19 protein-coding genes are annotated in these 22,613 nt (G+C 67.8%); 11 read left to right on the top strand and 8 right to left on the bottom strand.

Annotated elements, in window-relative coordinates; all coding sequences use genetic code 11:
* The 4 genes from kdpB to K6L26_RS08335 are packed head-to-tail and all read left to right on the top strand — an operon-like array spanning position 1 to position 6,292.
* A complete protein-coding gene (gene kdpB / locus K6L26_RS08350) occupies positions 1-2,175 on the top strand; it encodes a potassium-transporting ATPase subunit KdpB (RefSeq protein ID WP_280639571.1) in 2,175 nt (724 codons plus the stop codon).
* A 1-nt stretch (position 2,176) separates the two neighbouring features.
* Positions 2,177-3,037: a potassium-transporting ATPase subunit C gene (locus K6L26_RS08345; RefSeq protein WP_221852930.1), complete on the top strand. Its 861-nt coding sequence runs from the start codon at positions 2,177-2,179 to the stop codon at positions 3,035-3,037.
* 19 nt (positions 3,038-3,056) lie between these two features.
* Positions 3,057-5,594, top strand: coding sequence for a DUF4118 domain-containing protein (locus K6L26_RS08340; protein ID WP_221852929.1), 2,538 nt, complete (start codon positions 3,057-3,059; stop codon positions 5,592-5,594).
* Entirely contained in the window at positions 5,591-6,292 is a 702-nt protein-coding gene (locus K6L26_RS08335) for a response regulator (RefSeq protein ID WP_221852928.1), read from the top strand. Before K6L26_RS08340 ends, K6L26_RS08335 begins: the two co-directional genes overlap by 4 nt.
* Before the next feature lie 3 nt (positions 6,293-6,295).
* Here the strand turns inward: K6L26_RS08335 and K6L26_RS08330 are convergent, their stop codons facing one another.
* Genes K6L26_RS08330 through K6L26_RS08320 form a run of 3 tightly spaced genes read right to left on the bottom strand, consistent with a single transcriptional unit; the run spans position 6,296 to position 9,188 of the window.
* Entirely contained in the window at positions 6,296-7,894 is a 1,599-nt protein-coding gene (locus K6L26_RS08330) for a phytoene desaturase family protein (protein ID WP_221852927.1), read from the bottom strand.
* Positions 7,891-8,364 carry an SRPBCC family protein gene (locus K6L26_RS08325; RefSeq protein ID WP_043369976.1) on the bottom strand — a complete coding sequence of 158 codons (474 nt, stop codon included), beginning with the start codon at positions 8,362-8,364 and terminating at the stop codon, positions 7,891-7,893. The genes K6L26_RS08330 and K6L26_RS08325 overlap by 4 nt, the downstream gene beginning before the upstream one ends.
* A 20-nt stretch (positions 8,365-8,384) precedes the next feature.
* Positions 8,385-9,188 carry an SDR family NAD(P)-dependent oxidoreductase gene (locus K6L26_RS08320; protein ID WP_221852926.1) on the bottom strand — a complete coding sequence of 268 codons (804 nt, stop codon included), beginning with the start codon at positions 9,186-9,188 and terminating at the stop codon, positions 8,385-8,387.
* Between K6L26_RS08320 and K6L26_RS08315 the strand changes: the two genes are divergently transcribed.
* On the top strand, positions 9,163-11,184 hold the full coding sequence (locus tag K6L26_RS08315) for a propionyl-CoA synthetase (protein ID WP_342394409.1): 2,022 nt from the start codon (positions 9,163-9,165) through the stop codon (positions 11,182-11,184). The two genes, K6L26_RS08320 and K6L26_RS08315, sit on opposite strands and share 26 nt — an antisense overlap.
* Positions 11,185-11,253: 69 nt before the next feature.
* On the opposite strand, the gene K6L26_RS08310 is transcribed toward K6L26_RS08315, so the two are convergent.
* Positions 11,254-13,209 (bottom strand): heavy metal translocating P-type ATPase, encoded by a 1,956-nt coding sequence (locus K6L26_RS08310; protein WP_221852924.1) that lies wholly within the window; start codon positions 13,207-13,209, stop codon positions 11,254-11,256.
* Between the two features lie 105 nt (positions 13,210-13,314).
* Here K6L26_RS08310 and K6L26_RS08305 point away from each other — a divergent pair, with 105 nt between their 5' ends.
* From K6L26_RS08305 to K6L26_RS08280, 6 genes are all read left to right on the top strand, one after another.
* The gene (locus K6L26_RS08305; RefSeq protein WP_036395046.1) at positions 13,315-13,668 is read left to right on the top strand and encodes an ArsR/SmtB family transcription factor; all 354 of its coding nucleotides are present in this window, start codon (positions 13,315-13,317) and stop codon (positions 13,666-13,668) included.
* A 501-nt stretch (positions 13,669-14,169) separates the two neighbouring features.
* Positions 14,170-14,874 (top strand): ZIP family metal transporter, encoded by a 705-nt coding sequence (locus K6L26_RS08300; RefSeq protein ID WP_019349182.1) that lies wholly within the window; start codon positions 14,170-14,172, stop codon positions 14,872-14,874.
* 25 nt (positions 14,875-14,899) lie between these two features.
* A complete protein-coding gene (locus K6L26_RS08295; RefSeq protein WP_047040067.1) occupies positions 14,900-15,685 on the top strand; it encodes a prolipoprotein diacylglyceryl transferase in 786 nt (261 codons plus the stop codon).
* Entirely contained in the window at positions 15,682-16,173 is a 492-nt protein-coding gene (locus K6L26_RS08290) for a hypothetical protein (RefSeq protein WP_245008704.1), read from the top strand. Before K6L26_RS08295 ends, K6L26_RS08290 begins: the two co-directional genes overlap by 4 nt.
* Entirely contained in the window at positions 16,170-17,741 is a 1,572-nt protein-coding gene (locus K6L26_RS08285; protein ID WP_065061856.1) for a radical SAM protein, read from the top strand. Before K6L26_RS08290 ends, K6L26_RS08285 begins: the two co-directional genes overlap by 4 nt.
* Positions 17,742-17,953: 212 nt before the next feature.
* Positions 17,954-19,024 (top strand): MPT63 family protein, encoded by a 1,071-nt coding sequence (locus tag K6L26_RS08280; RefSeq protein ID WP_245008703.1) that lies wholly within the window; start codon positions 17,954-17,956, stop codon positions 19,022-19,024.
* 112 nt (positions 19,025-19,136) lie between these two features.
* Here K6L26_RS08280 and K6L26_RS08275 read toward each other — a convergent pair whose 3' ends face one another.
* From K6L26_RS08275 to eno, 4 genes are read right to left on the bottom strand one after another with little or no spacing between them, the layout of a single operon-like run.
* On the bottom strand, positions 19,137-20,075 hold the full coding sequence (locus K6L26_RS08275; protein WP_280639569.1) for a Ppx/GppA phosphatase family protein: 939 nt from the start codon (positions 20,073-20,075) through the stop codon (positions 19,137-19,139).
* Complete coding sequence (locus tag K6L26_RS08270; protein WP_019347208.1) at positions 20,072-20,563, bottom strand: DUF501 domain-containing protein; 492 nt, start codon at positions 20,561-20,563, stop codon at positions 20,072-20,074. The genes K6L26_RS08275 and K6L26_RS08270 overlap by 4 nt, the downstream gene beginning before the upstream one ends.
* A complete protein-coding gene (locus K6L26_RS08265) occupies positions 20,556-21,263 on the bottom strand; it encodes an FtsB family cell division protein (RefSeq protein WP_221852921.1) in 708 nt (235 codons plus the stop codon). Before K6L26_RS08265 ends, K6L26_RS08270 begins: the two co-directional genes overlap by 8 nt.
* A gap of 27 nt (positions 21,264-21,290) precedes the next feature.
* Positions 21,291-22,574, bottom strand: a complete 1,284-nt coding sequence (gene eno, locus K6L26_RS08260; protein WP_019347206.1) for a phosphopyruvate hydratase — start codon at positions 22,572-22,574, stop codon at positions 21,291-21,293.
* Positions 22,575-22,613 lie beyond the last annotated feature (39 nt).

Here is a 22,613-nt window from a genome sequence, read left to right as displayed (position 1 = left end):
ATGCCATCCGTTCACTCCGTCCCTGTCGCCGACCGTCACGCCAGAGTGGCGCCCGCGCCCGAGGGCCACTCCAGCGTGACAAAGAGCGCGCGACTTCACGGCGGCCTGCTAGACCCGAAGATGCTGTGGCGCTCGACGCCCGACGCACTGCGCAAGCTCGACCCGCGCACGCTGTGGCGCAACCCGGTGATGTTCATCGTCGAGATCGGCGCTGTAGCGGCAACACTGTGCACGATTCTGAATCCGTCCTGGTTCGCCGGGCTGATAGTCATCTGGCTGTGGCTCACGGTGATCTTCGCCAATCTGGCCGAGGCCGTCGCCGAGGGCCGCGGCAAGGCCCAGGCCGAATCGCTGCGGAAAACCAAGACCTCCACGATGGCACGGCGCCTGACCGATTCCGGCGCCGAGGAAGAGGTCGCCGCACCGTTGCTGCAACAGGGTGACGTCGTGGTGGTCGAGGCCGGCCAGGTGATCCCCGGCGACGGTGATGTCGTGGAAGGCATTGCCTCGGTGGACGAATCGGCGATCACCGGTGAATCCGCACCCGTCATCCGGGAGTCCGGAGGCGACCGGAGTGCCGTCACCGGTGGCACCACGGTGCTGTCCGACCGCATCGTCGTGCGGATCACGCAGAAACCCGGCGAGAGCTTCATCGACCGGATGATCAACCTTGTCGAGGGCGCCAACCGGCAGAAGACCCCCAACGAGATCGCGCTCAACATCCTGCTGGCGTCGTTGACGATCATCTTCGTCTTCGCCGTCGCCACCCTGCAGCCGCTGGCTGTCTTCTCCAAGGCCAACAACCCCGGTGTGCCGGACACTTTGGCACTCAACGGAAACGGCATTTCGGGCATCGTGATGGTGTCGCTGCTGGTGTGCCTGATCCCCACCACCATCGGCGCGCTGCTGTCGGCGATCGGCATCGCCGGCATGGACCGGCTGGTTCAGCGCAACGTGCTCGCGATGTCGGGCCGCGCGGTCGAGGCCGCCGGTGACGTCAACACCCTGCTGCTCGACAAGACCGGCACCATCACGCTCGGTAACCGGCAGGCCGCCGCCTTCGTGCCGCTGTCGGGCGTCACACCCGAACAACTCGCCGACGCGGCACAGCTGTCCAGCCTGGCCGACGAAACACCCGAGGGTCGCTCGATCGTTGTGTTCGCCAAGCAGGAGTATGGATTACGCGGCCGCACCCCGGGCGAACTCGACCACGCATACTGGGTGGAGTTCAGTGCCAATACCCGGATGTCCGGAGTCGACCTGTCGCGCGATCACCGGTTGCGCAAGGGCGCGGCGGGCGCGGTCGCCGAGTGGGTCAGATCCGAAGGTGGTCGAGTTCCGACCGAGCTCGGCGACATCGTCGACGGCATCTCTGCAGCCGGTGGCACTCCGCTGGTGGTCGGACACGTGATCAAAGAGAACGGCGTCGGAAAAGCTTCTGTCCTCGGCGTGATCCACCTCAAGGACGTCGTCAAGCAGGGCATGCGGGAACGCTTCGACGAGATGCGCCGCATGGGCATCCGCACCGTGATGATCACCGGCGACAATCCGTTGACCGCCAAAGCAATTGCCGACGAGGCCGGTGTGGACGACTTTCTCGCCGAGGCCACGCCCGAGGACAAGATGGCCCTGATCCGCCAGGAGCAGGCCGGCGGCAAGCTCGTCGCGATGACCGGTGACGGCACCAACGACGCGCCCGCCCTGGCGCAGGCCGATGTCGGCGTCGCGATGAACAGCGGTACCTCGGCCGCCAAAGAGGCCGGCAACATGGTGGATCTCGACTCCGACCCGACCAAGCTCATCGAGATCGTCGAGATCGGCAAGCAGCTGCTGATCACCCGCGGGGCACTGACCACGTTCTCGATCGCCAACGACATCGCCAAGTACTTCGCGATCATCCCGGCGTTGTTCGTGGCCCTGTTCCCCGGCCTGGATCTGCTCAACATCATGCGGCTGCACAGCCCACAATCGGCGATCCTGTCCGCGGTGATCTTCAACGCGATCATCATCGTGGTGCTGATCCCGTTGGCACTCAAGGGTGTCCGCTACACCCCGAGCAGCGCATCGAAACTGTTGAGCCGCAACCTGTATGTCTACGGCCTCGGCGGCATCGTCGCGCCGTTCATCGGCATCAAGCTGATCGACCTCGTCGTCCAACTCTTCCCGGGAATGTGACATGTTATTTTCCAACCTGCTCCGCCAACATGCGGCGGCCCTGCGAGCGCTTCTGGTACTCACCGTCATCCTGGGCGTCGGCTATCCGGTCTTCATCTGGCTGGTGGCCCAGCTTCCCGGCCTGCGCGACAAGGCCGACGGATCGCTGATCGAAGCGAACGGAAAACCTGTGGGCAGCAGCCTGATCGGCCAATCGTTCACCGACCCCGACGGCAACCCGCTGCCCCGGTACTTCCAGAGCCGGCCGTCGATGGCCGGTGACGGGTACGACCCGATGGCCAGCGGCGCGAGCAACCTCGGCCCGGAAAGCGTTGTCGACCAGCCCGACAAACCCAGCCTGCTCACCCAGGTGTGCTCCCGCAGCGCGGCCATCGGCAAGCTCGACGGCGTCGACGGCGCCCGCCCGTTCTGCACCGGAGGTGGTGTCGGGGCGGTGCTGTCGGTGATCGGACCGCGCGATGCCCGCGGAAACGTCGTCCACCCGACGAAGGTGGTCAGCGTCAACGAGCCCTGCGACACGACGAAGACCCCCTTCCTGAACACCTACGAAGGTGTCCGGGTGGAATGCGCGAAGGCCGGTGAGGACTACAGGATCGGCCTGATCGTGCCGATCCGCGGCGACGCCCCTGCCAACCCGCAGGTGCCGGCCGATGCCGTCACCGCCAGTGGCAGCGGCCTGGACCCCAACATCTCGGTGGCCTACGCCGATCTGCAGGTCAACCGGGTGGCCGAGGCCCGCGGACTGAACCCGGACCTGGTACGCGCGATGGTGGCCCAGCACACCGACGGACGCACCCTGGGCTTCTTGGGCGAACCGCGGGTCAACGTGCTCGAACTCAACATCGCTCTCGACGCGCTGTAGGCGCGAGGATGATGGTCTTGTGAACACGCCGCCGGCCAACCCCACCAAACGCGGTGAGCTGCGCATCTACCTGGGTGCGGCGCCCGGCGTGGGGAAGACCTACGCGATGCTCGGTGAGGCGCACCGCCGGCTCGAGCGCGGCACCGACGTGGTGGCCGCGGTGGTCGAGACGCACGGGCGCAAGAAAACCGCCGGCCTGCTCGACGGCATCGAGGTCATCCCGCCGCGCTACGTCGAGTACCGGGGCGGCCGATTCCCCGAACTCGACGTAGCCGCGGTGCTGGCCCGCAACCCGCAGGTGGTGTTGGTCGACGAGCTCGCCCACACCAACACCCCGGGCAGCAAGAACCCGAAGCGTTGGCAGGACGTCGAAGAGCTGCTCGACGCCGGCATCACCGTGATCTCGACGGTCAATGTCCAGCACCTGGAAAGCCTCAACGACGTGGTCACCCAGATCACCGGAATCGAGCAGCAGGAAAAGGTTCCCGACGGAATCGTCCGGGCGGCCGACCAGATCGAGCTGGTCGACATCACCCCGGAGGCGCTGCGCCGCAGGCTGTCCCACGGCAACGTGTACGCACCCGAGCGTGTCGACGCCGCGCTGTCGAACTACTTCCGGCGCGGAAACCTCACCGCGCTGCGCGAACTGGCGCTGCTGTGGCTGGCCGACCAGGTCGACGCCGCCCTGGCCAAGTACCGGGCCGACAACAAGATCACCGACACCTGGGAGGCCCGCGAGCGCGTGGTGGTCGCCGTCACGGGCGGCGCCGAGTCGGAAACCCTGGTGCGCAGGGCATCTCGTATCGCGTCGAAATCCAGTGCCGAGCTCATGGTGGTGCACGTCGTCCGCGGGGACGGCCTCTCGGGTGTCTCGGCACCCCAGATGGGCAAGGTGCGCGAGCTGGCCGCAAGCCTCGGTGCCACCGTGCACACCGTCGTCGGCGACGACGTACCCACCGCGCTACTGGATTTCGCGCGTGAACGCAATGCCACCCAGTTGGTGCTCGGCACGTCGCGGCGGTCCCGGTGGGCCCGGATCTTCGAAGAAGGCATCGGCCCCGCTGTGGTGCAGCAGTCGGGCAAGATCGACGTGCACATGGTGACGCACGAGCAGGCCCGTCGCGGCTTCGGCTGGTCGGCCGCCACCCCTCGGCAGCGTCATATCGCGTCCTGGCTTGCCAGCCTTGTGGTTCCGTCCGCGATCTGCCTGGCCATCGTGACCCTGCTGGACCCATATCTGGGCGTCAGCGGCGAGAGCGCCCTGTTCTTCATCGGCGTGCTGATCGTCGCGCTGCTCGGTGGCGTTGCGCCCGCAGGGCTGTCGGCCCTGCTGTCCGGGCTGCTGCTGAACTACTTCCTGGTCGACCCCCGTCACACGTTCACCATCTCCGAACCCGACAGCGCCGTCACCGTCGTCGTGCTCCTGCTGGTCGCGGTGGCGGTAGCGGCGCTGGTCGACGGCGCCGCGAGCCGGGCCCGCGAAGCCAGGAAAGCGTCGCAGGAAGCCGAACTACTGACCTTGTTCGCCGGGTCGGTGCTGCGCGGTGCGGATCTGACCACCCTGCTGGAACGGCTGCGGGAGACCTACTCCCAACGGGCGGTGAGCCTGCTGCGGGAACGCAACGGCACCGCTGACATCGTGGCCTGCGTGGGCACCAAACCGTGCGCCGACGTGGACACCGCCGACACCGCGATCGAAGTCGGGGACGACGAATTCTGGCTGCTGATGTCCGGACGCAAACTGGCCGCACGGGACCGCCGGGTGCTGAGTGCCGTCGCCAAACAAGCTGCCGGACTGGTCAAACAACGCGAGCTCACCGAGGAGGCGGGCAAGGCCGAGGCGATCGCGCAGGCCGACGAACTGCGCCGCTCGCTGCTCTCGGCGGTCAGCCATGACCTGCGCACCCCGCTGGCCGCGGCCAAGGCAGCCGCGTCCAGCCTGCGCAGTGAGGACATCGACTTCTCCGCCGAGGACACCGCCGAACTGCTGGCCACCATCGAGGAATCCGTCGACGCGCTCACCGCGCTCGTCGGCAACCTGCTGGACTCGTCGCGGTTGTCGGCCGGGGTGGTCCGACCCGAGCTGCGCCGGGTGTATCTCGAAGAGACGACGCAGCGGGCACTGCTGGGAATCAGCAAGGGCGCCACCGGGTTCACCCGCGAAGGCCTGGACCGCGTGAAGGTCGAGGTCGGTGACGCCGTCGCGATGGCCGATGCCGGGCTGCTCGAGCGGGTGCTGGCCAACCTGATCGACAATTCCCTACGGTATGCCCCCGACGGACCGATCCGGGTCAGCGCCGGCCAGGTGGCCGACCGGGTGCTGATCGCGGTGATCGACGAGGGACCCGGTATGCCGCGCGGGGCAGAGGAACAACTGTTCGCCCCGTTCCAGCGCCTCGGCGATCACAACACCAGCATCGGCGTCGGGCTGGGTCTGTCCGTCGCCCGCGGCTTCGTCGAAGCCATGGGCGGCACCATCTCCGCGACCGACACACCCGGCGGTGGCCTCACCGTCGAAATCGACCTTGCTGCACCGCCGAAGGACGAATCAGCATGACATCCAGCAACGCCGCCAAGACCCGGGTCCTGGTGATCGACGACGAACCACAGATCCTGCGGGCGCTCCGGATCAACCTGTCGGTGCGCGGCTACGAGGTCGACACCGCCACCAACGGCGGGCAGGGCCTGCGTGCCGCCGCCGACCACCGCCCTGACGTGATCGTGCTCGACCTCGGGCTGCCCGACATGTCGGGTATCGAGGTACTGGCCGGCCTGCGCGGTTGGCTGTCGGCACCGGTGATCGTGCTCTCGGCCCGCACCGACTCGTCCGACAAGGTCGAGGCCCTCGACGCCGGTGCCGACGATTACGTCACCAAACCCTTTGGTATGGACGAATTCCTGGCCCGGCTGCGCGCGGCCGTGCGCCGGGGCGCCGCGGCGTCCGAGACCGATGAGCCCGTCATCGAAACCTCGTCGTTCACCGTCGATCTCGCGGCCAAGAAGGTGACCAAGAACAACCATGAGGTGCACCTGACCCCCACCGAGTGGGGCATGCTGGAGATGCTGGTACGCAATCGGGGCAAGTTGGTCGGCCGCGAAGAACTGTTGCGTGAGGTGTGGGGACCGGCCTACGCCAAGGAGACCCACTATCTGCGGGTGTACCTGGCGCAGTTGCGCCGCAAACTCGAGGACGATCCGTCACACCCGGTGCACCTGCTCACCGAAGCGGGGATGGGTTACCGCTTCCAGGAGTGACGGCTACCGGGAGCCGGCGGTGAGCGCCAGGACAGCGCGGTTGAGCCGGCGTCGCGGCCAGCCCCGAACACCGTCGCCGGCCAACGCCGCGCGGGCGGCGTTGCGTCCACAGATACCGTGCACCCCGCCGCCCGGCGTGGCCCCGGCACTGCCGAGGTAGACGTTGGCCACCGGTGTTTCAGCCCGGCCGAAGCCGGGAGCGGGCCTAAAGATCAACTGCTGGAACAGCTGAGAGGTTCCGCCGTTCACCGCGCCGGTGTGCAGGTTGGCATCGCCGGCCTGTAGATCGGAGGGACGCTGGACGACGGTGCCCACCACGCGGTCGGTAAAGCCTGGCGCATGCTCCTCGATCACCTGGGCCACCCGCTCGGCGAGCTGGTCGGCAGCGGCGTCGTCAGCCATCCCGCGCGGCAGATGCGTGTAGGCCCATGCACTTTCGGTGCCGGCCGGCGAACGGCTGGCATCTGCGGTGGTCATCTGCCCGAACAACATGAACGGCTGCTGGGGCAGCGTCGCGGTGTTCAGGTCAGCCATCCACCGGATCAGGCCGTCACGATCAGCCCCCAGATGCACGGTTCCCACGTCGTTCAGACTCTTGGACCGCCACGGCACCGGTGCATCCAGCGCATAGTTCACCTTCAGCACCGGTGTGTCCCAGACGAAGTGATGCATGCTGTCGGCCACCGCAGCCGGAACCGAGTCCTCGGGTAACAGGTCCTGATAGAGCCGAGGGGCCGAGGTGTCGGCGATCACCGCCCGGCGCACCCGCACCGCGGCCCCGTCGGCCGTGTGCACGGTGACTGCCCGCCCACCGCGTACCTCGATGGCTGAAACCGTTTTCCCGCAGTCGATTCGGGCCCCGGCCGAGCGGGCCCGGTTGACCAGGGCCGCCGTCAGTTGTCCTGCGCCGCCGACCGGCACCGGCCACCCGCCGTCCTGAGCCATCATCAACAGCAGATAACCCATCACTCCACTGCCCGGGGCGTCGATCGGCGCATCGGCGTGCATCGCATTGCCCAGCAGCAACAGTCGAGCCGCCTCCCCCTCGAACAGTTGCTCGGCCAGCACCCCCGCCGGCAGCAGCAACGAATGCGCAAAGCTCAGCGCCTCCGCGGTCCCGAGCTTCCGCAGCAGCCCAACCAGTCCGCGCAGCGGGGGGAACGGGGCGAACAGGGCCGAGATGAGCGCATCCCGAACGTGCTGCCACTGGTCGAACAGCGCACACCACCGATCTCCGTCGCCCCGGTGACGGCGTTCCAACTCGGTTGCCGTGCGCTCGATTTCGCGATAGATCACCGCTGCATCGTCGTCGTCGGGCGAACGTGGATGGCCCACTACCGCGGGGGCGTGCGTCCACCGCAGCCCATGGTCTTCCAGATGCAGGGCGCGCAGGGCCGGCGAGGCCACCGACAACGGGTAGAACGCGCTGTAGAGATCGCAGACATAGCCGGGGAACAGCTCGGCGCTCTTGACCGCTCCCCCGGGCTCGTACTGCTCCTCGAGCACCACCACATCCCAGCCGGCGTCGGCCAGCATGGACGCGGCGACCAGCCCGTTGTGCCCCGCGCCGATCACCACCGCATCCGCGGTGCCATGGCTCATTCGGGCTCGACCCGCCGCTCTGCCAGGGCCACCAATCGCTCGGTGCATTCGCGGTTGCGTGGATAGACGGCCAACAGCGCCAGCCGCCGCGGGATCCAGTTCAGCGGCCCACCGACCGGTACCTCAGCCATTTCGACCCGTGACCCTGTGGGCGTGTCGGCGAGCCGCAAGACGATGCGGGCCATCCCGAACGGGCGGGTCTTCGCCAAGAGCACGAGTTCTGTGGTGGGCGTGCAGGATTCCACCTCGGTCTCATCGTTCACCACGACCGGCCAGACGCCGATGGTGTGGTGGATGCGGCTGCCGGGCGCCGGCCAGTTCGGGTCCACCGCACGCATGCGCGTGTTTCCCACCACCCACTGCGAATACGTCCACCCGTCGGCGATCACATCCCACACTTGTTGTCGAGTCGCCGTCGTGTCGCGTTTGACGGTCAGCGGGCTGTCCACCGCAGCCGGAGAAGAGTCCATGGCGCATGGTCCTTTCGGTGTCAGTGTCGCCCCGCCGGGCTGGAGATGAGCCGGCTCGCCGCGGCCTTGACGGAGTCCGGCAGCACCCGGTTGGCCAAGCCCAGGGCTTTGGACGAAACCGACTCGGCGACCACCTTGCGCCGCCCGCTCATCAGCGCTTCATACCCCTGCTTCGCGACGTCGGCCGGATCGTCTTTGGACATCTGGCCGACCACCGTGTCCGACATGCCGCTGCGCCGGAAGAAGTTGGTGTCGGTGGGCCCCGGCATGAGCGCCGTGACGGTGATGTTCGTGTCGCGGAACTCGTCGTGCAGAGCCTCGGACAGGGACAGGACGAACGCCTTCGAGGCGTTGTAGACGCTTTGCAGTGAACCGGGCATCGCGGCGGCGACCGACGAAGTGAACAGCACCTTGCCCGCACCATGTGCGGCCATGTCGCGCAGCACCAGCTTGGCCAGTTGGGTGGTGGAACGCACGTTGAGGTCGATGATCCCGAGGTCGGTCTGCAGATCACCCTCAACGAACGGGCCGGCGCGGCCCGCACCGGCGTTGAGCACGGCGACATCGAGGCGCGCAGTGCCGTCGGTAGCACCTTTGGTCACCGCGTAATAGAGCTGGTCGACGTCGTCGGGAACCCGCAGATCCACCTGGATCGCCCGGGCACTGGTCCCGCTCGATTCAAGTTCCTCGGCGTGGGTGTGAACAGAGTCCTCGTCGGCGACGAGAACCAGGTCATACCCGTCAGCGGCGAGCAGCTTGGCCAGCTCCCACCCGATACCACTCGACGCCCCCGTCACCATGGCCAGCGGCCGTGTATCAACCATGGTCGCTGGGCTACCCGACGCTGCCGGAGTCAAACGTGCCAGCCGTCCGCAGACAAAAGACCACCGCTTGTCGCTCATTTGCCGGGTTGCACGCCCGTTGCAAGTGACGCAGATTACGGTTTGCGCTATGTCCGGTTACCGCGCCTTGTTCGACACCAGCCTCAACGACCCGGCCTCGTTCTGGGCCGACGCCGCCAAGGCGGTGACCTGGACGTCGGAGCCGCAGCGCATACTCGACGACACCAACCCGCCGTTCTACCGCTGGTTCCCTGACGGCGAGCTGAACACCTGCGCCAACGCCCTGGACCGCCACGTCGCCGAGCGCGGCGATCAGACCGCGCTGATCTACGACTCCCCGGTCACCGGCGCCAAGGCCGACTACACCTACCTCGAGTTGCGCGATGCCACGGCCCGGTTCGCCGGCGCCCTGCGCGGCCTCGGGGTCGGCAAGGGCGATCTGGTCGTGATCTACATGCCGATGGTGCCCGAGGCCGTCATCGCGATGCTGGCCTGCGCCCGGCTCGGCGCGGTGCACTCGGTGGTGTTCGGCGGGTTCGCGGCGCACGAATTGGCGACCCGCATCGACGATGCCCGACCGGTGGTCGTGGTGAGCGCATCGTGCGGCATCGAGCCCACCCGCACCGTCGAATACAAGCCCATGCTCGACGCGGCGCTGGAGATCGCCGAACACAAACCGAGGGCCTGCGTCATCCTGCAACGCGAGCAGTGCCCCTGCGAGCTGGTCGACGGACGCGATCACGACTGGAAGCAGCTGATCGCCGACGCCGAACCGGCGGATCCCGTGCCGGTGGCCGCCACCGATCCGCTGTACGTCCTGTACACGTCGGGCACCACCGGTAAACCCAAGGGCATCGTCCGCGACAACGGCGGGCATGCCGTCGCCCTGCTGTGGAGCATGCGCCACATCTACGACATCGCACCCGGCGACGTGTTCTGGGCGGCCTCCGACGTCGGCTGGGTGGTCGGCCACTCCTACATCGTGTATGCGCCCCTGCTACTGGGCGCGACAACCGTGCTCTACGAAGGCAAACCGATCGGCACCCCCGACGCCGGGGCGTTCTGGCGAGTGGCCGCCGAATACGGCGTCAAGGCCTTGTTCACCGCCCCCACCGCGATCCGCGCGATCAAGAAGGAAGATCCCGACGCCACCCGGCTGGCCGATTACGACTTGTCCGGGCTCAAGTATCTGTTCCAGGCCGGCGAGCGGCTGGACCCCGACACCTACCACTGGGCCGCAGACAAACTCGGCATCCCGGTCGTCGACCATTGGTGGCAGACCGAGACCGGGTGGGCCATCGCGGCCGACCCCATGGGCGTCGAACCGCTGCCGATCAAGCCCGGCTCGGCGACGGTGCCGATGCCCGGCTACGACGTGCAGATCCTGCGTTCGGACGGCACCGTATGCGAGGCCGGCGAGGAAGGGGCGATCTGCATCAAGCTGCCACTGCCTCCGGGCACGCTGCCCACGCTGTGGGGTGACGATCACCGCTATGTCGCGTCCTATCTGTCGGCGTTCACCGGTTACTACCTGACCGGTGACGGCGGATACCTGGACTCTGACGGCTACCTGTTCGTGATGGGCCGCACCGATGACGTGATCAACGTTGCCGGACACCGGCTCTCGACCGGTTCGATCGAAGCCGTGTTGGCCGACCATCCTTCGGTGGCCGAATGCGCGGTGATCGGTGTCGCCGACGAGCTCAAGGGGCAGGTGCCGCGCGGCTTCGTCGTGCTCAAGAGCGGCGCATCCACCGAGGGGATCACGCAGGAGCTCGTGGACCGGGTGCGCGAAAGCATCGGGGCAGTAGCGGTTTTCAAGAAGGTTGACGTGGTGACGGCGTTGCCGAAAACCCGGTCCGGCAAGATTCTGCGCAAGACCATGCGCGGGATCGCCGACGGCCGGGACGAGCCGGTGCCCTCAACCATCGAGGATCCCGCGGTGCTCGATGCCCTCAAGGACGTCCTGCGTCCCTGATTTCTCCGCCGAGCAGACGCAAATGTACTGAAATCGTCGGCGTGTCGCGTACATTTGCGTCTGCTCGCGCTAGGAAAGTCGGGGCCAGGCGCGGTTGCTCAACAGTCGCAGGCCGTTGAGCGCGACCAGGATGGTGGAGCCCTCGTGACCGGCCACTCCCAACGGCAACGGCAAATGCCCCACCAGGTCCCACGTCACCAGCACAGTGATGACGCCGGCTGCGATCACCAGGTTGGCGATGACGAGGCGCCGGGCCCGCTTCGACAACGCCACCACTGACGCGATCGCCGAGAGGTCGTCGCCGACGGTGACGATGTCGGCGGTGTCGACGGTGAGGTCGGCACCGGCGCGGCCCATTGCCATGGACGAATGCGCCGACGCCATGGCCGGTGCGTCGTTGACGCCGTCACCGACCATGAGCACGCGACGCCCAGCGGTTTCGAACTCCCGGACCGCGGCCGCCTTGCCCTCGGGCAACAGCCCGGCCCGCACATCCTCGATGCCCAACTGGGCAGCCAGTTGTGTTGCGGCGGATTCGTTGTCACCGGTGAGCAGCACCGGTGAGCATCCGGTCATCGCGCGCAGCGCCCGCACAGCAGCGACCGCGCCCGGACGGGCCTGATCGTGCAACCCCAGCACCCCGATCGCATCACCGTCGACGGCCACGACGACGGCGGTCGCCCCGGTGTTCTCGATCTCGTTCACCGCTGGGATCGGCGGACCCGCATATGCCGCGGGGCTGAGTACCTCGACCTTGCATCCGTCGACGATCGCCTGCGCCCCGCGGCCCGCGCGGGCAGTGAAGCCCGTGGCCTCGGGCACCGTGAGCAAGCGCGATACCGCCTCGGCGACGATGGCCCGACCGATCGGGTGTTCGCTGAATTGTTCTGCGGCAGCGGCGGTTGCGAGTACCTGGTCGGGCGAGGCGCCGGCAAGAGTCAACACGTGCGATACCCGGGGCGCGCCGGTGGTGAGGGTTCCGGTCTTGTCCAGCACCACGACATCGGTGTCGGCCAGCCGTTCCATGGCCACCGCCGATTTCACCAACACCCCGCGGCGGCTCGCGTTCGCGATCGCGCACAGCAGCGGTGGCATGGTGGCGAGCACGACCGCGCACGGTGAGGCCACGATCATGAACGTCATGGCACGCAACAGAGTTGAGCGTAGATCGCTGCCCAGTATCAGCGGGACCGCGAACAACGCCAGGGTCGCCGCCACTACGAGCACCGAATAGCGCTGCTCGACCTTCTCGATGAACAGCTGTGTGGTGGCCTTAGTCGCCGAGGCCGCGGCAACCGCCTCGACGATGCGGGCCATCACCGTGCTCGACGGGTCCTGGGTCACCGTGACCCGCAGTGCCCCAGAGGTGTTGAGCGTGCCGGCGAACACCTCGTCACCGCGTTGTTTGGCCACCGGAAGCGGTTCACCCGTGATCGAGGACTGGTCGACGTCCGAGGAGCCCCCGATCACGGTGCCGTCAGCCGAGATCCGTTCCCCCGGCCGGATGAGGATCTGGTCGCCGGGCCGCAATGTCTCGGCGGCGACGACCCGCTGCGCGCCGTCACCGTCGACCAAAGTCGCATCGGGCGGCGCCAATTCGAGCAGACCACGCACCGACCGTTCGGTGCGCGTGGTGGCCACGTCCTCCAACGCTCCGGACGTCGCGAAGATGACGATGAGCAGTGCGCCGTCGAACACCTGCCCGATGGCCGCCGCACCGATCGCCGCCAGGATCATCAACAGGTCGACATCGAGCGTGCGGTCGCGCAGCGCTTGCACACCGGACAGCGCCGATTGCCAGCCGCCGGCGGCATAGCAGGCCAAATACAGCGTCCACCACACCGGTGCTGGAGCATCGGCCACCTGCGCGATCACGCCGCTCAGCATCAATCCCAGGGCCAGGACGGCCCAGCGCACCGAGCTCAGCGACCAGATCCACGTGCCGATCCCGCGTGCACCGGCGGGCCTGGCGGCGCTGTCTCGGCTGTCGCGCACCGACAATCGGTCGCCCGACACAGCGGTCATGGCCTGCACCTCCGGTTCTTCGTCTCACATAGCTTGCGAACATTTATACATGTAGAGATTGAAATGTATCACCAATGTCTTGACCCGCGTGCTTGAATGAATGTCATGGGTCACGGAGTTGAGGGGCGAGCGACGCCGGCAGCGTCCCTCGACGCCGCCTCGGCAGCCAAAGTCGCCGAGACCCTGCAGGCCCTCGCCTCGCCCAACCGGTTGCTGATCCTGACCCGGCTGCGAGAATCACCGTGCTCGGTCACCGAGTTGTCCGCCGCGGTCGGCATGGAACAGCCCGCCGTCTCCAACCAACTCCGACTATTGCGGGCGCTCGGTCTGGTGACCGGCGACAGGTCCGGCCGCAACATCGTCTACCGGCTCTACGACAGCCATGTGGCGCAATTACTCGACGAAGCCATCTACCACATCGAGCACCTGCGGCTCGGCGCCCGCGAAAACTCCGCCTGACTCTAAAACAGCTGCAGCCAAAGAGTTTCACGCAGTGTTCATCTTCGCTCGCCGCACCGGCGCGAGCGGGACGGCAAAAACGCGCGCACGTGCCCGAATCCTTTATTTTCAGGGTGGGCCGAACTATTGTGAAGTCGTTATATGTTGATATCCGCCCATACTCGGGAGTTTGCTGTCGGCCACCGGCGGCACCCGAACAGTGAGGAGTTGAACAACGATGCGCATCGCAACCAAGGGATCCTGCACCTGCCGCTGCAATGCCTGCGACGGTGGACACCACTGCGGTAACCCCCCGAACTGCAACGCGCGGCGCTGACGCCGTCGGTGGCCTGTCGCCCGGGCAGTCCGCGACAGGCCACCACCCGCGATCCCTCCGCCGCCTGATGCCCTCCCCGAACTCTCATCGATCGCACCGATCGGTCGTGCGATCTCGCGCTTCGTCACGTTTCTCCCCGCCCCCGCTTCCCCGGTTCTGAGCCTGCGCTGGCTTATGCTGCGCCTGTGCTCTCCGCACTGACCTGGGGTCTGGTGGCCGCATCCTCACTACTCATCGGCGCAGTCGCCGGTGTGGTCCGGGACTGGAACCAACGCCTCGTCGGTCTCGTCCTCGGCTTCGGCGCCGGGGCGCTCATCTCCAGCATCTCCTTCGAACTCGCCGAAGAAGGCTTCCGCGCCAGCGGCGCCTGGGCCGTGGCGCTCGGCCTGGCCGTCGGAGCCGTGGTGTTCTACCTCGCGGACAAAGCCGTAGATCGAATGGGCCGCAACGGAACCCAAACCGCCGGTCTACCCCTGCTGCTCGGTGCGCTACTCGACGGCATTCCCGAACAAGCCGCACTCGGCATCGGTATCGCGACCGGAGCCGGTGTCAGCCTGGCGCTGGTGGTCTCCATTTTCGTGTCAAACCTCCCCGAATCCATCGGGTCGGCCAGCGACATGCGGTCCGCGGGAGATTCCGCCCGCCGGATCGTGGGCGGATGGGCCGCGATCGCCGCACTGTGCGCCCTGGCGACCGTCGGCGGCTACCAGCTGCAGAACATCGCCGGCGCCCAATTGCAGGGCGGGATCAACGGTTTCGCCGCCGGTGCGCTGCTGGTCATGCTGGTGGGCTCGATGATCCCGGAAGCCACCGAGAAGGCCGGCGAGAATGCCGGCCTGGCGGCCGTGCTGGGATTTGCGGTTGCGGCCGGGCTGTCGCTGGCCGGATGAACCACTGCCGGGTTAGGTTCGGCGGGTGACTGACCAGTGGCACCTGGGGCCGCTCAGCGTCGGGGTGCACAACCTGTTCGTCGCCCTCGGGGTGTCGGCCGCATTGCTGGTCTTCATCTTCGAGGCCCGCCGCCGCGGTGCGGTCAACGAACAGTCCGTCGTGGCCGCGGCCGGAGCGCTGATCGGTGGCGCGATCGGGATGAGGATGACCGGGTGGGCACGGCACCTCGACTTGAGCGCCAACCCGAGCCTGGCGCAGGCCTGGCAGTTCGGCTCGCGCAGCATTCTCGGCGGCCTGCTCGGCGCCTATCTCGGCGTGCTCATCGCCAAGCGACTCGGCGGTTATCGCGGAAAGACCGGCGACCTGTTCGCCCCCGCCGTGGCGCTCGGCATGGCCATCGGGAGAATCGGCTGCCATCTCACCGAAGCCCCGGGCCGACCCACCACACTGCCGTGGGGCATCCACGCCCCGGCCGACACCCCGGAATGTCCGGGATGCCTCACCGGGGCCGCCATGCACCCGTCGTTTCTCTACGAGATCGCCTTCCAGCTCACCGCATTCGCCGTGTTGCTGTGGCTGCGGCCACGCATCGGCAAGCCCGGGGAGTTGTTCGTGCTCTACGTCGCCGGTTACGCGGTATTCCGTTTCCTCGTCGAGTTCGTCCGCGCCAACGAGACGGTGTGGCTGGACCTGACCCGCCCGCAATGGTTCCTGCTGCCGTCGTTGCTGATCCTCGGATTTCGGCTGTGGTACGGCTACCGCCGCGGGTACTATCGCAAACCAGCCCACCCTCAGGAGGTGCCCGCATGACGACACCGCCGCCCGGCCCACCTGACGACACGCCTCCGCACGGTGACGGCCCTGACAGCTTTGAGCCGCAAGGCATTCCGCCCGGCTACCACGGGCCACCGCCATCCAGCTACCCGGTCTACCCGGTCTACCCGTATCCACTGGACTACCCGGCCGGCCCACCGCCGCAGCAGCCGCGCCAGCGGCGGATCTCCACGGTCACAGTCCTGCTCGGGCCGTTGATATTTGTCGTGCTCAATGTGATCGTCGGATTCAGCACGGTCATGATGACCGGATGGGCCGACAGCGCCGGCATAAGTTCCGACGTGGTCCTGGGCCTGGGCGCAGCGCTGCTGGCACTCCTTGCTTTCGGCGGGGGCGCCATGATGCTGCGGTCCACCAACGCGGACACCCGGGGTCTGGGCCTGGGTCTGATGATCGGCTGGGCACTGACCTCGCTCGTCACCGCCGGCATCTGCACCGGCGTCAACCCCACGATGTATCTATGAGCGCGGGAATGGCGTTGCGTGGCGACCGGCTGCACCGGTATGTCACTGCCTTCTGCCCGCACTGTCACGACGAGGCTCCCGAGCGTCCGCTGGCCGACGTCGCGCGTCTGGCCGGCATGCTCATCGAACGCGACGGGCGCATCTGGCTCGAACGCGGCTGCCGCACACACGGATTGGTCCGCACCCTCTACGACGAGGATCCCGAGATCCTGTCTTACCTGGAAGAGTGGACCGCCCCGACGAAAGCTCACACGCCCGACGTGGCCGGCAACTTCGACCCCATCCCGTCGGCCTACCTGCGCGGCCTGCCCGAAATGCAGACGCAGCACACCTGCATCCTGTTGACCGACATCGCCGAGACCTGCAACCTGCGCTGCCCGACCTGCTTCACCGACAGCTCGCCCGACCTGCGCCACGTGGTGCCGGCCGCCGACGTGCTGGCCAACGTCGACCAGCGGTTGGCCCGTGAGAACGGGCGCCTCGACGTGCTGATGCTCAGCGGCGGCGAACCAACCCTGCACCCGGACCTGTCCGAACTGCTCGATCAGTTGGTCGCCCGGCCGATCACCCGAATCCTGGTCAACAGCAACGGACTCCGCATCGCCAACGACGACGCGCTGCTCGACCTGCTCACCCGGCACCGCGAACGCGTCGAGGTCTACCTGCAATACGACGGATTGTCCGAACAAGCGCACCGCCACCACCGCGGCGGTGACTTGCGCAGGACCAAGAGCCAGGCCCTCCAGCGGCTGTCCGAGCGGGAGATCTTCACCACCTTGGTGATGACCTGCGCGCTGGGAATCAATGACGACGAGATCGGCGACATGGTCCGACTCGCCCTGGACACACCGTATGTCGGCGGGCTGACCATCCAGCCGCAGTTCGGCTCGGGCCGCTCCGGTGCCATCGATCCGATGAACCGGCTCACCCACACCGGTGTGCTCAAACGGCTGGGTCCGCAGACCGACGGCGCGGTCACCTGGCGGGATCTGACCGCACTGCCCTGCTCGCACCCGCACTGCTGTTCGGTCGGCTACCTGATCCGCGACGACGGCGGCCAGTGGCGCTCGCTGGTTTCGGTGATCGGTACCGAGAGCCTCAAAGACAAGCTGGGTCTGGTCTCCAATCGCATCGCCGACACCGAGATCCCGCGCCAACTGCGCATGGCGGTGCAGGAATCGCTGCTGGGACTGCTCTCGGAGCAGTCGTCGCTGTCGCATCCGCAGATCGGCGATGTGTGGCGCGCGATCTGTGAGAGCTGCGATCTGGGCATGGGAACACTGCTGACACTGGCTTCCTCAGCCCTGCCGGGGCGTCGCCGCAAGATCCGTGCGTTGCTGGGCGAGCGGGTGGTACGGCTGACCGTCAAGCCGTTCATGGACATGTCGACGATGATCGAGGAACGGCTGATTCAGTGCTGCGTGCACGTCGGCACCCGCTCGCCGCAACCGGACTCGGCCCAACACCAGTGCGCCCCGTTCTGCGCCGTGCAGGCCTGGCCCGCGCTCGGGCGCCAACGGTTGTCCCTGTCGGGGGGACAAGCATTACCGCTCATCGAGATTCGATGAGACGCCGAACATCCTGGTCACCTGTGTTATCAACCTGACCACAGAGCTCGGATCCCAGGTCAACACGGTTTTCTGCCAAGCGCCGATGGCAGAAACTGCGAACTACTGTTCCTAACCGTCCTCTTAAGCTGCTAACTTCCAATGAAGTGGGTGTCCCACTGCCGGGGGCCTGCCAACTCTTTTTGGACCAGTCAGGAGTGAATGCCTTGAAGATGACGAATATCAGTACGGCCTTTGCCGGAGCGGCCATCGCCGCCGCGGCGATCGTCGCCAGCGCTCCGATGGCGCTCGCCGACGCCGACGCGGGTGCCGTCACCACCGCTGCGCTCGGCGGCCAGGGCAAGCTGGACGGCGGCACCCAGGTCTGGACGGTGACCGATCTCAAGCCCAGCACCGACACCATCAACTACGCGCCCCGCGGCACCCTGTGGGAGGTCACGGCGACCAACGAGGCCCTCCGGGGTTCGGTGACGCCGATCGTCTCCAACTTCAACGTCCGCGCCGCCGACGGCCAGAACTACCGCGCGCTGTTCCAGGTGCCCAGCCAGCAGGGCGTGAACCCGGCCACCCTGGCCGAGGGTCAGAAGACCAGCGGCAAGATCTACTTCGACGTGACCGGTGACCAGCCGACCTCCGTCGTCTACAACGCCGGTGGTAACGACGTCCTGGTGTGGAACAAGACCGCGGCGCCCGCCTCGGCTCCCGCTGCGGCCAACGCGCCGAAGCGTCAGGCCCCGGCCGCCACCCCTGCCGCTCCGGCCGCCGCCCCGTCGGGCGCCACCCCGGCTGCTCCGGCTGCCGTCAGCCCGGCCCCCGCGCCCGCCGCCACGCCGGGTGCCCCGGCCGCCGCAGGCGCTCCCGCCGCCGCAGGTGTGGGCAGCCGTGCGTCGGACCTGCCCGCCGCCACCCCGGCCCCGGGTGCCCCGGCCGCGACCCCGGCCGGCACCGAAGCCGTTCCGGCCGCTCCGGCACCGGGCGCTCCGGCCCCCGAGTCGACCCCGGTCGCTCACGGCACGCCGGTCTCCGAGGGTGCCCCGGCACCGGCCGCCGCGGGTGCGGGCAACGCCGCCACCGCGGTGACCCCGGCCGAGGGCGTGCCCGCTGAGGGTGCTCCCGCCGCGGTTCCGGGCGATCCGGCTGCCCCGGCCGCTCCGGCTCCGGGCGCTCCGGCTGCTCCGGCCACAGAGCCGGCGCTGGTTCCCGCCGGCACCCAGCCGGTCGTCACCACGCCCGCCCCGGCCCCCGCGGTGGCCCCGGCGAGCAACCACGGGACTGCGTCCTGAACTAGGTAGTCACGGCAACGGCCGGACGCGGGCAACCGCGTTCGGCCGTTGTTTTATGTGTGGACGTGGTTGCGGGCCTTCTCGATCGCCGGCCGCTCACCGATTTCCAAAGTCAGGCGATCGACAGCGCGATGCCGTCGAGAATGTCGTGCTCGCTGACCACCAGTTCGCCGATGCCGGCCCGCTCACCGAGCACGGCCGCCAATTCCTCGACGATGATCGCGCCGCCACCGATCACGTCGGCCCGGCCGGCGTGCATCGGGCCGAGCGCCAGACGTTCAGCCTTCGTCATGCCGATCAGCTGCTCGCACACCCCGAGGAGTGCGTCGAACCCGATGCGAGACAGGTGAATTGCCTCAGGATCGTATTCGGTCATGCGCTGCGCCAGCGCCGAGAGCGTGGTCATCGTTCCGGCCACACCGACCCAGGTGTGCGCTCCCTCGACCGGCACCACCCGCAGCGCCTGGGCCAGGCCGTCACGAGCCACCGCTCGTGCCTGATCCACCTCGGCCCCGGTGGGCGGGTCGGAGTGCAGGCAGCGCTCGGTCAGCCGGACACACCCGATGTCGGCGGAGTAGCTGGCCTGCACCGCCGTGCCGCCGAGCACCACCTCGGTCGAGCCGCCGCCGAGGTCGACCACGACGAAAGGGCCTGCGGCAGGGTCGAGTTCACCAACCGCACCGCGGAACGACAACTCGGCCTCTTCGGTGCCGGTGATCACCTCGGCCACCGCTGCAGGCACCACCTTGCCCAGCAGTCGGGCCGTCATCGTGAAGAAGTCGTCGCGGTTGCCGGCGTCGCGTGCCGCCGAAGTGGCAACCATACGCACCGCGGTGACCGAGTGCTCGCTCATCAGTGCGACATAGTCGGCCAGTGCGGATTCGGTGCGCGCCAACGCTTCCGGAGCGAACTGCCCCGTGGCGTCGACGCCCTGGCCCAGCCGGACCACTCGCATCTCGCGGTGCACGTCGCGCAGCTTGCCGTCCACAACGTCGGCGATCAGCAGACGAATCGAGTTGGTGCCACAGTCGATTGCTCCGACCCGACTCAAACCCACACCTCACGATCCAGGATTCCGGCCATCGCCGGCTCGACCGCCAGCAATGCCAGCGCCTCATCACCAAACGGATTGACCCCGCGGCCTTTGGCCAATGAATGCGCCATCACCACGTGCAGGCACTTGACCCGATCCGGCATGCCGCCACCGGTGAACGTGGTGCCCAGCGGTTCGATCGCGTCGCGCTCGGCCAGATACGACTCGTGCGCCCGCAGGTACGCCGCGGCCAAATCCTCGTCTTGTTGCAGGCGCTCGGACATCTCACGCATCAGACCCGAGGACTCCAGCCGGCTCGCGGCGGCGGTGAGCGCCGGGTGGGTCAGGTAGTACAACGTCGGAAACGGCGTGCCGTCAGGAAGTCTGGGCGCTGTCTTGACCACCCCGGGCTCGCCGTTGGGGCACCGGTAGGCGATCTCCAGGACTCCACGCGGTTCACGGCCCAATTGCCGTGTCACGGCGTCGATGTCAGCGGGATCAACCATTGGGACCTCGGGGTTCGGCGGGCGGAGGCGGTGCCGGCGGGCCACCCGGGGCCGGACCGCCGGGGGCCGGCGGCCCGCCGATCGTCGGGGAAACCCCGTGCGGCTCATCGGCGATGGTGTGCCACAACGAGGTGTACCAGGGCTGGCCCGCGGGCACCGTCGAGCCGGGAGGCACCGGTGCTCCCGCGTCATCCGACACCAGAGCACCGGGCGGCAACTGCACTTGGTAAGGGGTGTCGCCGGGCATGACGAAGCCGAGCCGCTCGCGGGCCCGCGCCGCGATGTACACCGGGTCGGCCAATTTGACCTTCTGCTGCTCCAGATCGGCGATCTGGGCCCGCAACTGCTGCTCGCTGGCTTTGAGCTGTTTCATCTCGGTGCGCTGGGCGAAGTAGGTGCGAACCGGTCCGGCGATGGTCAGGGTCAGCACACACACCACCGCGGCCAGGATCGCCGCCCTGCGGGCTGTCGACCCGAAACGCTGTTCGGACTGCAGCTCGGCCTGCTGCTGAGCTTGCACCGCAATGGCTTTGGTGACCTTTTCCTCGGCCACCGGTTCAGCCTGCGCCGGGCGAGATTCAGCCGCCCGGCGGCGGGCCTGCGATGCGCGCGGCCGATTCGACTCCCCGGCCTTGCCCGGCTTCCCGGGCCGGGAGGCCGGTGAGCGTCGCTTCGGATCGGGCCGCTTCGCTTCGGGCATCGACGTTTTGGTGCGCAGACGCCTGCGTTACTTGGCCTCGAACCGCGGGAACGCGAGGTCGCCGGCGTAACGCGCAGCGTCGCCGAGCGCCTCCTCGATGCGCAGCAGCTGGTTGTACTTGGCCACCCGCTCGCTGCGGGCCGGGGCGCCGGTCTTGATCTGACCGCTGCCCACCGCGACGGCGAGATCGGCGATGGTGGTGTCCTCGGTCTCACCGGAGCGGTGGCTCATCATGGTCCGGTAGCCGCTGTTGTGTGCCAGCGCAACGGCATCCAGGGTCTCGGTGAGGGTGCCGATCTGGTTGACCTTCACCAGCAGCGCGTTGGCGGCGCCGCGTTCGATGCCGTCCTCCAGCCGTTCCGGGTTGGTGACGAACAGGTCATCGCCGACCAGCTGGACACGGTCACCGATGGCCGAGGTCAGCGCGACCCAACCATCCCAGTCGTCCTCGGACAGCGGGTCTTCGATCGACACCAGCGGGTAGGAGTCGATCAGGCCGGCGTAGAACTCGGCCATCTGCTCAGCGGTGCGGGTCTCCTTCTCGAAGGCGTAACCCGTGCCGTCGGTGTAGAACTCGGTGGCGGCGACGTCCAGCGCCAGCGCGACATCGCTGCCGAGCTTGAAACCGGTGGCCTCGATGGCCGTCGCGATCAAGTCCAGGGCGGCCTTGGTGCCCGCGACGTCGGGGGCGAAGCCGCCCTCGTCGCCGAGCCCGGTGGACAGGCCCTGCTTCTTGAGCACCGACTTGAGCGAGTGGTACACCTCGGCGCCCCAGCGCAGCGATTCCTTGAACGACGGAGCGCCGATCGGGGCGACCATGAACTCCTGGACATCCACGCCGGTGTCGGCATGAGCGCCACCGTTGAGGATGTTCATCATCGGCACCGGCAGGATGTGCGCATTCGGTCCGCCGAGGTAGCGGAACAGCGGCAGGGCGGCGCTGTCCGCAGCCGCCTTGGCCACCGCCAGCGAGACACCGAGGATCGCGTTGGCGCCCAGGCGGGACTTGTCCGGCGTGCCGTCGAGATCCAGCAGTGCCTGGTCGACGAGGCGCTGATCGTCAGCGGCCAGGCCGATGATCGCCGGGGCGATCTCGTCGAGCACAGCCTCCACGGCCTTTTCGACGCCCTTGCCGCCGTAGCGGGAGCCGCCGTCACGCAGCTCCACCGCTTCGTGCTCGCCGGTCGACGCACCCGACGGCACCGCAGCCCGGGCGAACGTGCCGTCGGTCAGGGCCACCTCGACCTCGACCGTCGGGTTGCCACGGGAGTCGAGGATCTCGCGGGCTCCAACCTGCTCGATGATGGGCACTGGCTTCTCCTTATTGAGTCCTGCGTGTATGGATGAGAC

This window comes from Mycobacterium farcinogenes, from assembly GCF_019739075.1.
In the GTDB taxonomy this organism is placed as follows: Bacteria; Actinomycetota; Actinomycetes; order Mycobacteriales; family Mycobacteriaceae; genus Mycobacterium; species Mycobacterium senegalense.
This window is presented reverse-complemented; position numbering and strand designations above follow the sequence as displayed.

What these genes read in the sequence shown, in the direction of transcription:
- K6L26_RS08290 (WP_245008704.1), top strand. Translation starts at nt 15,682, where the DNA reads ATGACGACACCGCCGCCCGGCCCACCTGACGACACGCCTCCGCACGGT.
- K6L26_RS08265 (WP_221852921.1), bottom strand. Translation starts at nt 21,263, where the DNA reads ATGCCCGAAGCGAAGCGGCCCGATCCGAAGCGACGCTCACCGGCCTCC.
- K6L26_RS08280 (WP_245008703.1), top strand. Translation starts at nt 17,954, where the DNA reads ATGACGAATATCAGTACGGCCTTTGCCGGAGCGGCCATCGCCGCCGCG.
- K6L26_RS08285 (WP_065061856.1), top strand. Translation starts at nt 16,170, where the DNA reads ATGAGCGCGGGAATGGCGTTGCGTGGCGACCGGCTGCACCGGTATGTC.
- K6L26_RS08325 (WP_043369976.1), bottom strand. Translation starts at nt 8,364, where the DNA reads ATGGACTCTTCTCCGGCTGCGGTGGACAGCCCGCTGACCGTCAAACGC.
- K6L26_RS08330 (WP_221852927.1), bottom strand. Translation starts at nt 7,894, where the DNA reads ATGAGCCATGGCACCGCGGATGCGGTGGTGATCGGCGCGGGGCACAAC.
- K6L26_RS08335 (WP_221852928.1), top strand. Translation starts at nt 5,591, where the DNA reads ATGACATCCAGCAACGCCGCCAAGACCCGGGTCCTGGTGATCGACGAC.
- K6L26_RS08305 (WP_036395046.1), top strand. Translation starts at nt 13,315, where the DNA reads ATGGGTCACGGAGTTGAGGGGCGAGCGACGCCGGCAGCGTCCCTCGAC.
- K6L26_RS08310 (WP_221852924.1), bottom strand. Translation starts at nt 13,209, where the DNA reads ATGACCGCTGTGTCGGGCGACCGATTGTCGGTGCGCGACAGCCGAGAC.
- K6L26_RS08320 (WP_221852926.1), bottom strand. Translation starts at nt 9,188, where the DNA reads ATGGTTGATACACGGCCGCTGGCCATGGTGACGGGGGCGTCGAGTGGT.
- K6L26_RS08270 (WP_019347208.1), bottom strand. Translation starts at nt 20,563, where the DNA reads ATGGTTGATCCCGCTGACATCGACGCCGTGACACGGCAATTGGGCCGT.
- kdpB (WP_280639571.1), top strand. Translation starts at nt 1, where the DNA reads ATGCCATCCGTTCACTCCGTCCCTGTCGCCGACCGTCACGCCAGAGTG.
- K6L26_RS08315 (WP_342394409.1), top strand. Translation starts at nt 9,163, where the DNA reads ATGGCCAGCGGCCGTGTATCAACCATGGTCGCTGGGCTACCCGACGCT.
- K6L26_RS08345 (WP_221852930.1), top strand. Translation starts at nt 2,177, where the DNA reads ATGTTATTTTCCAACCTGCTCCGCCAACATGCGGCGGCCCTGCGAGCG.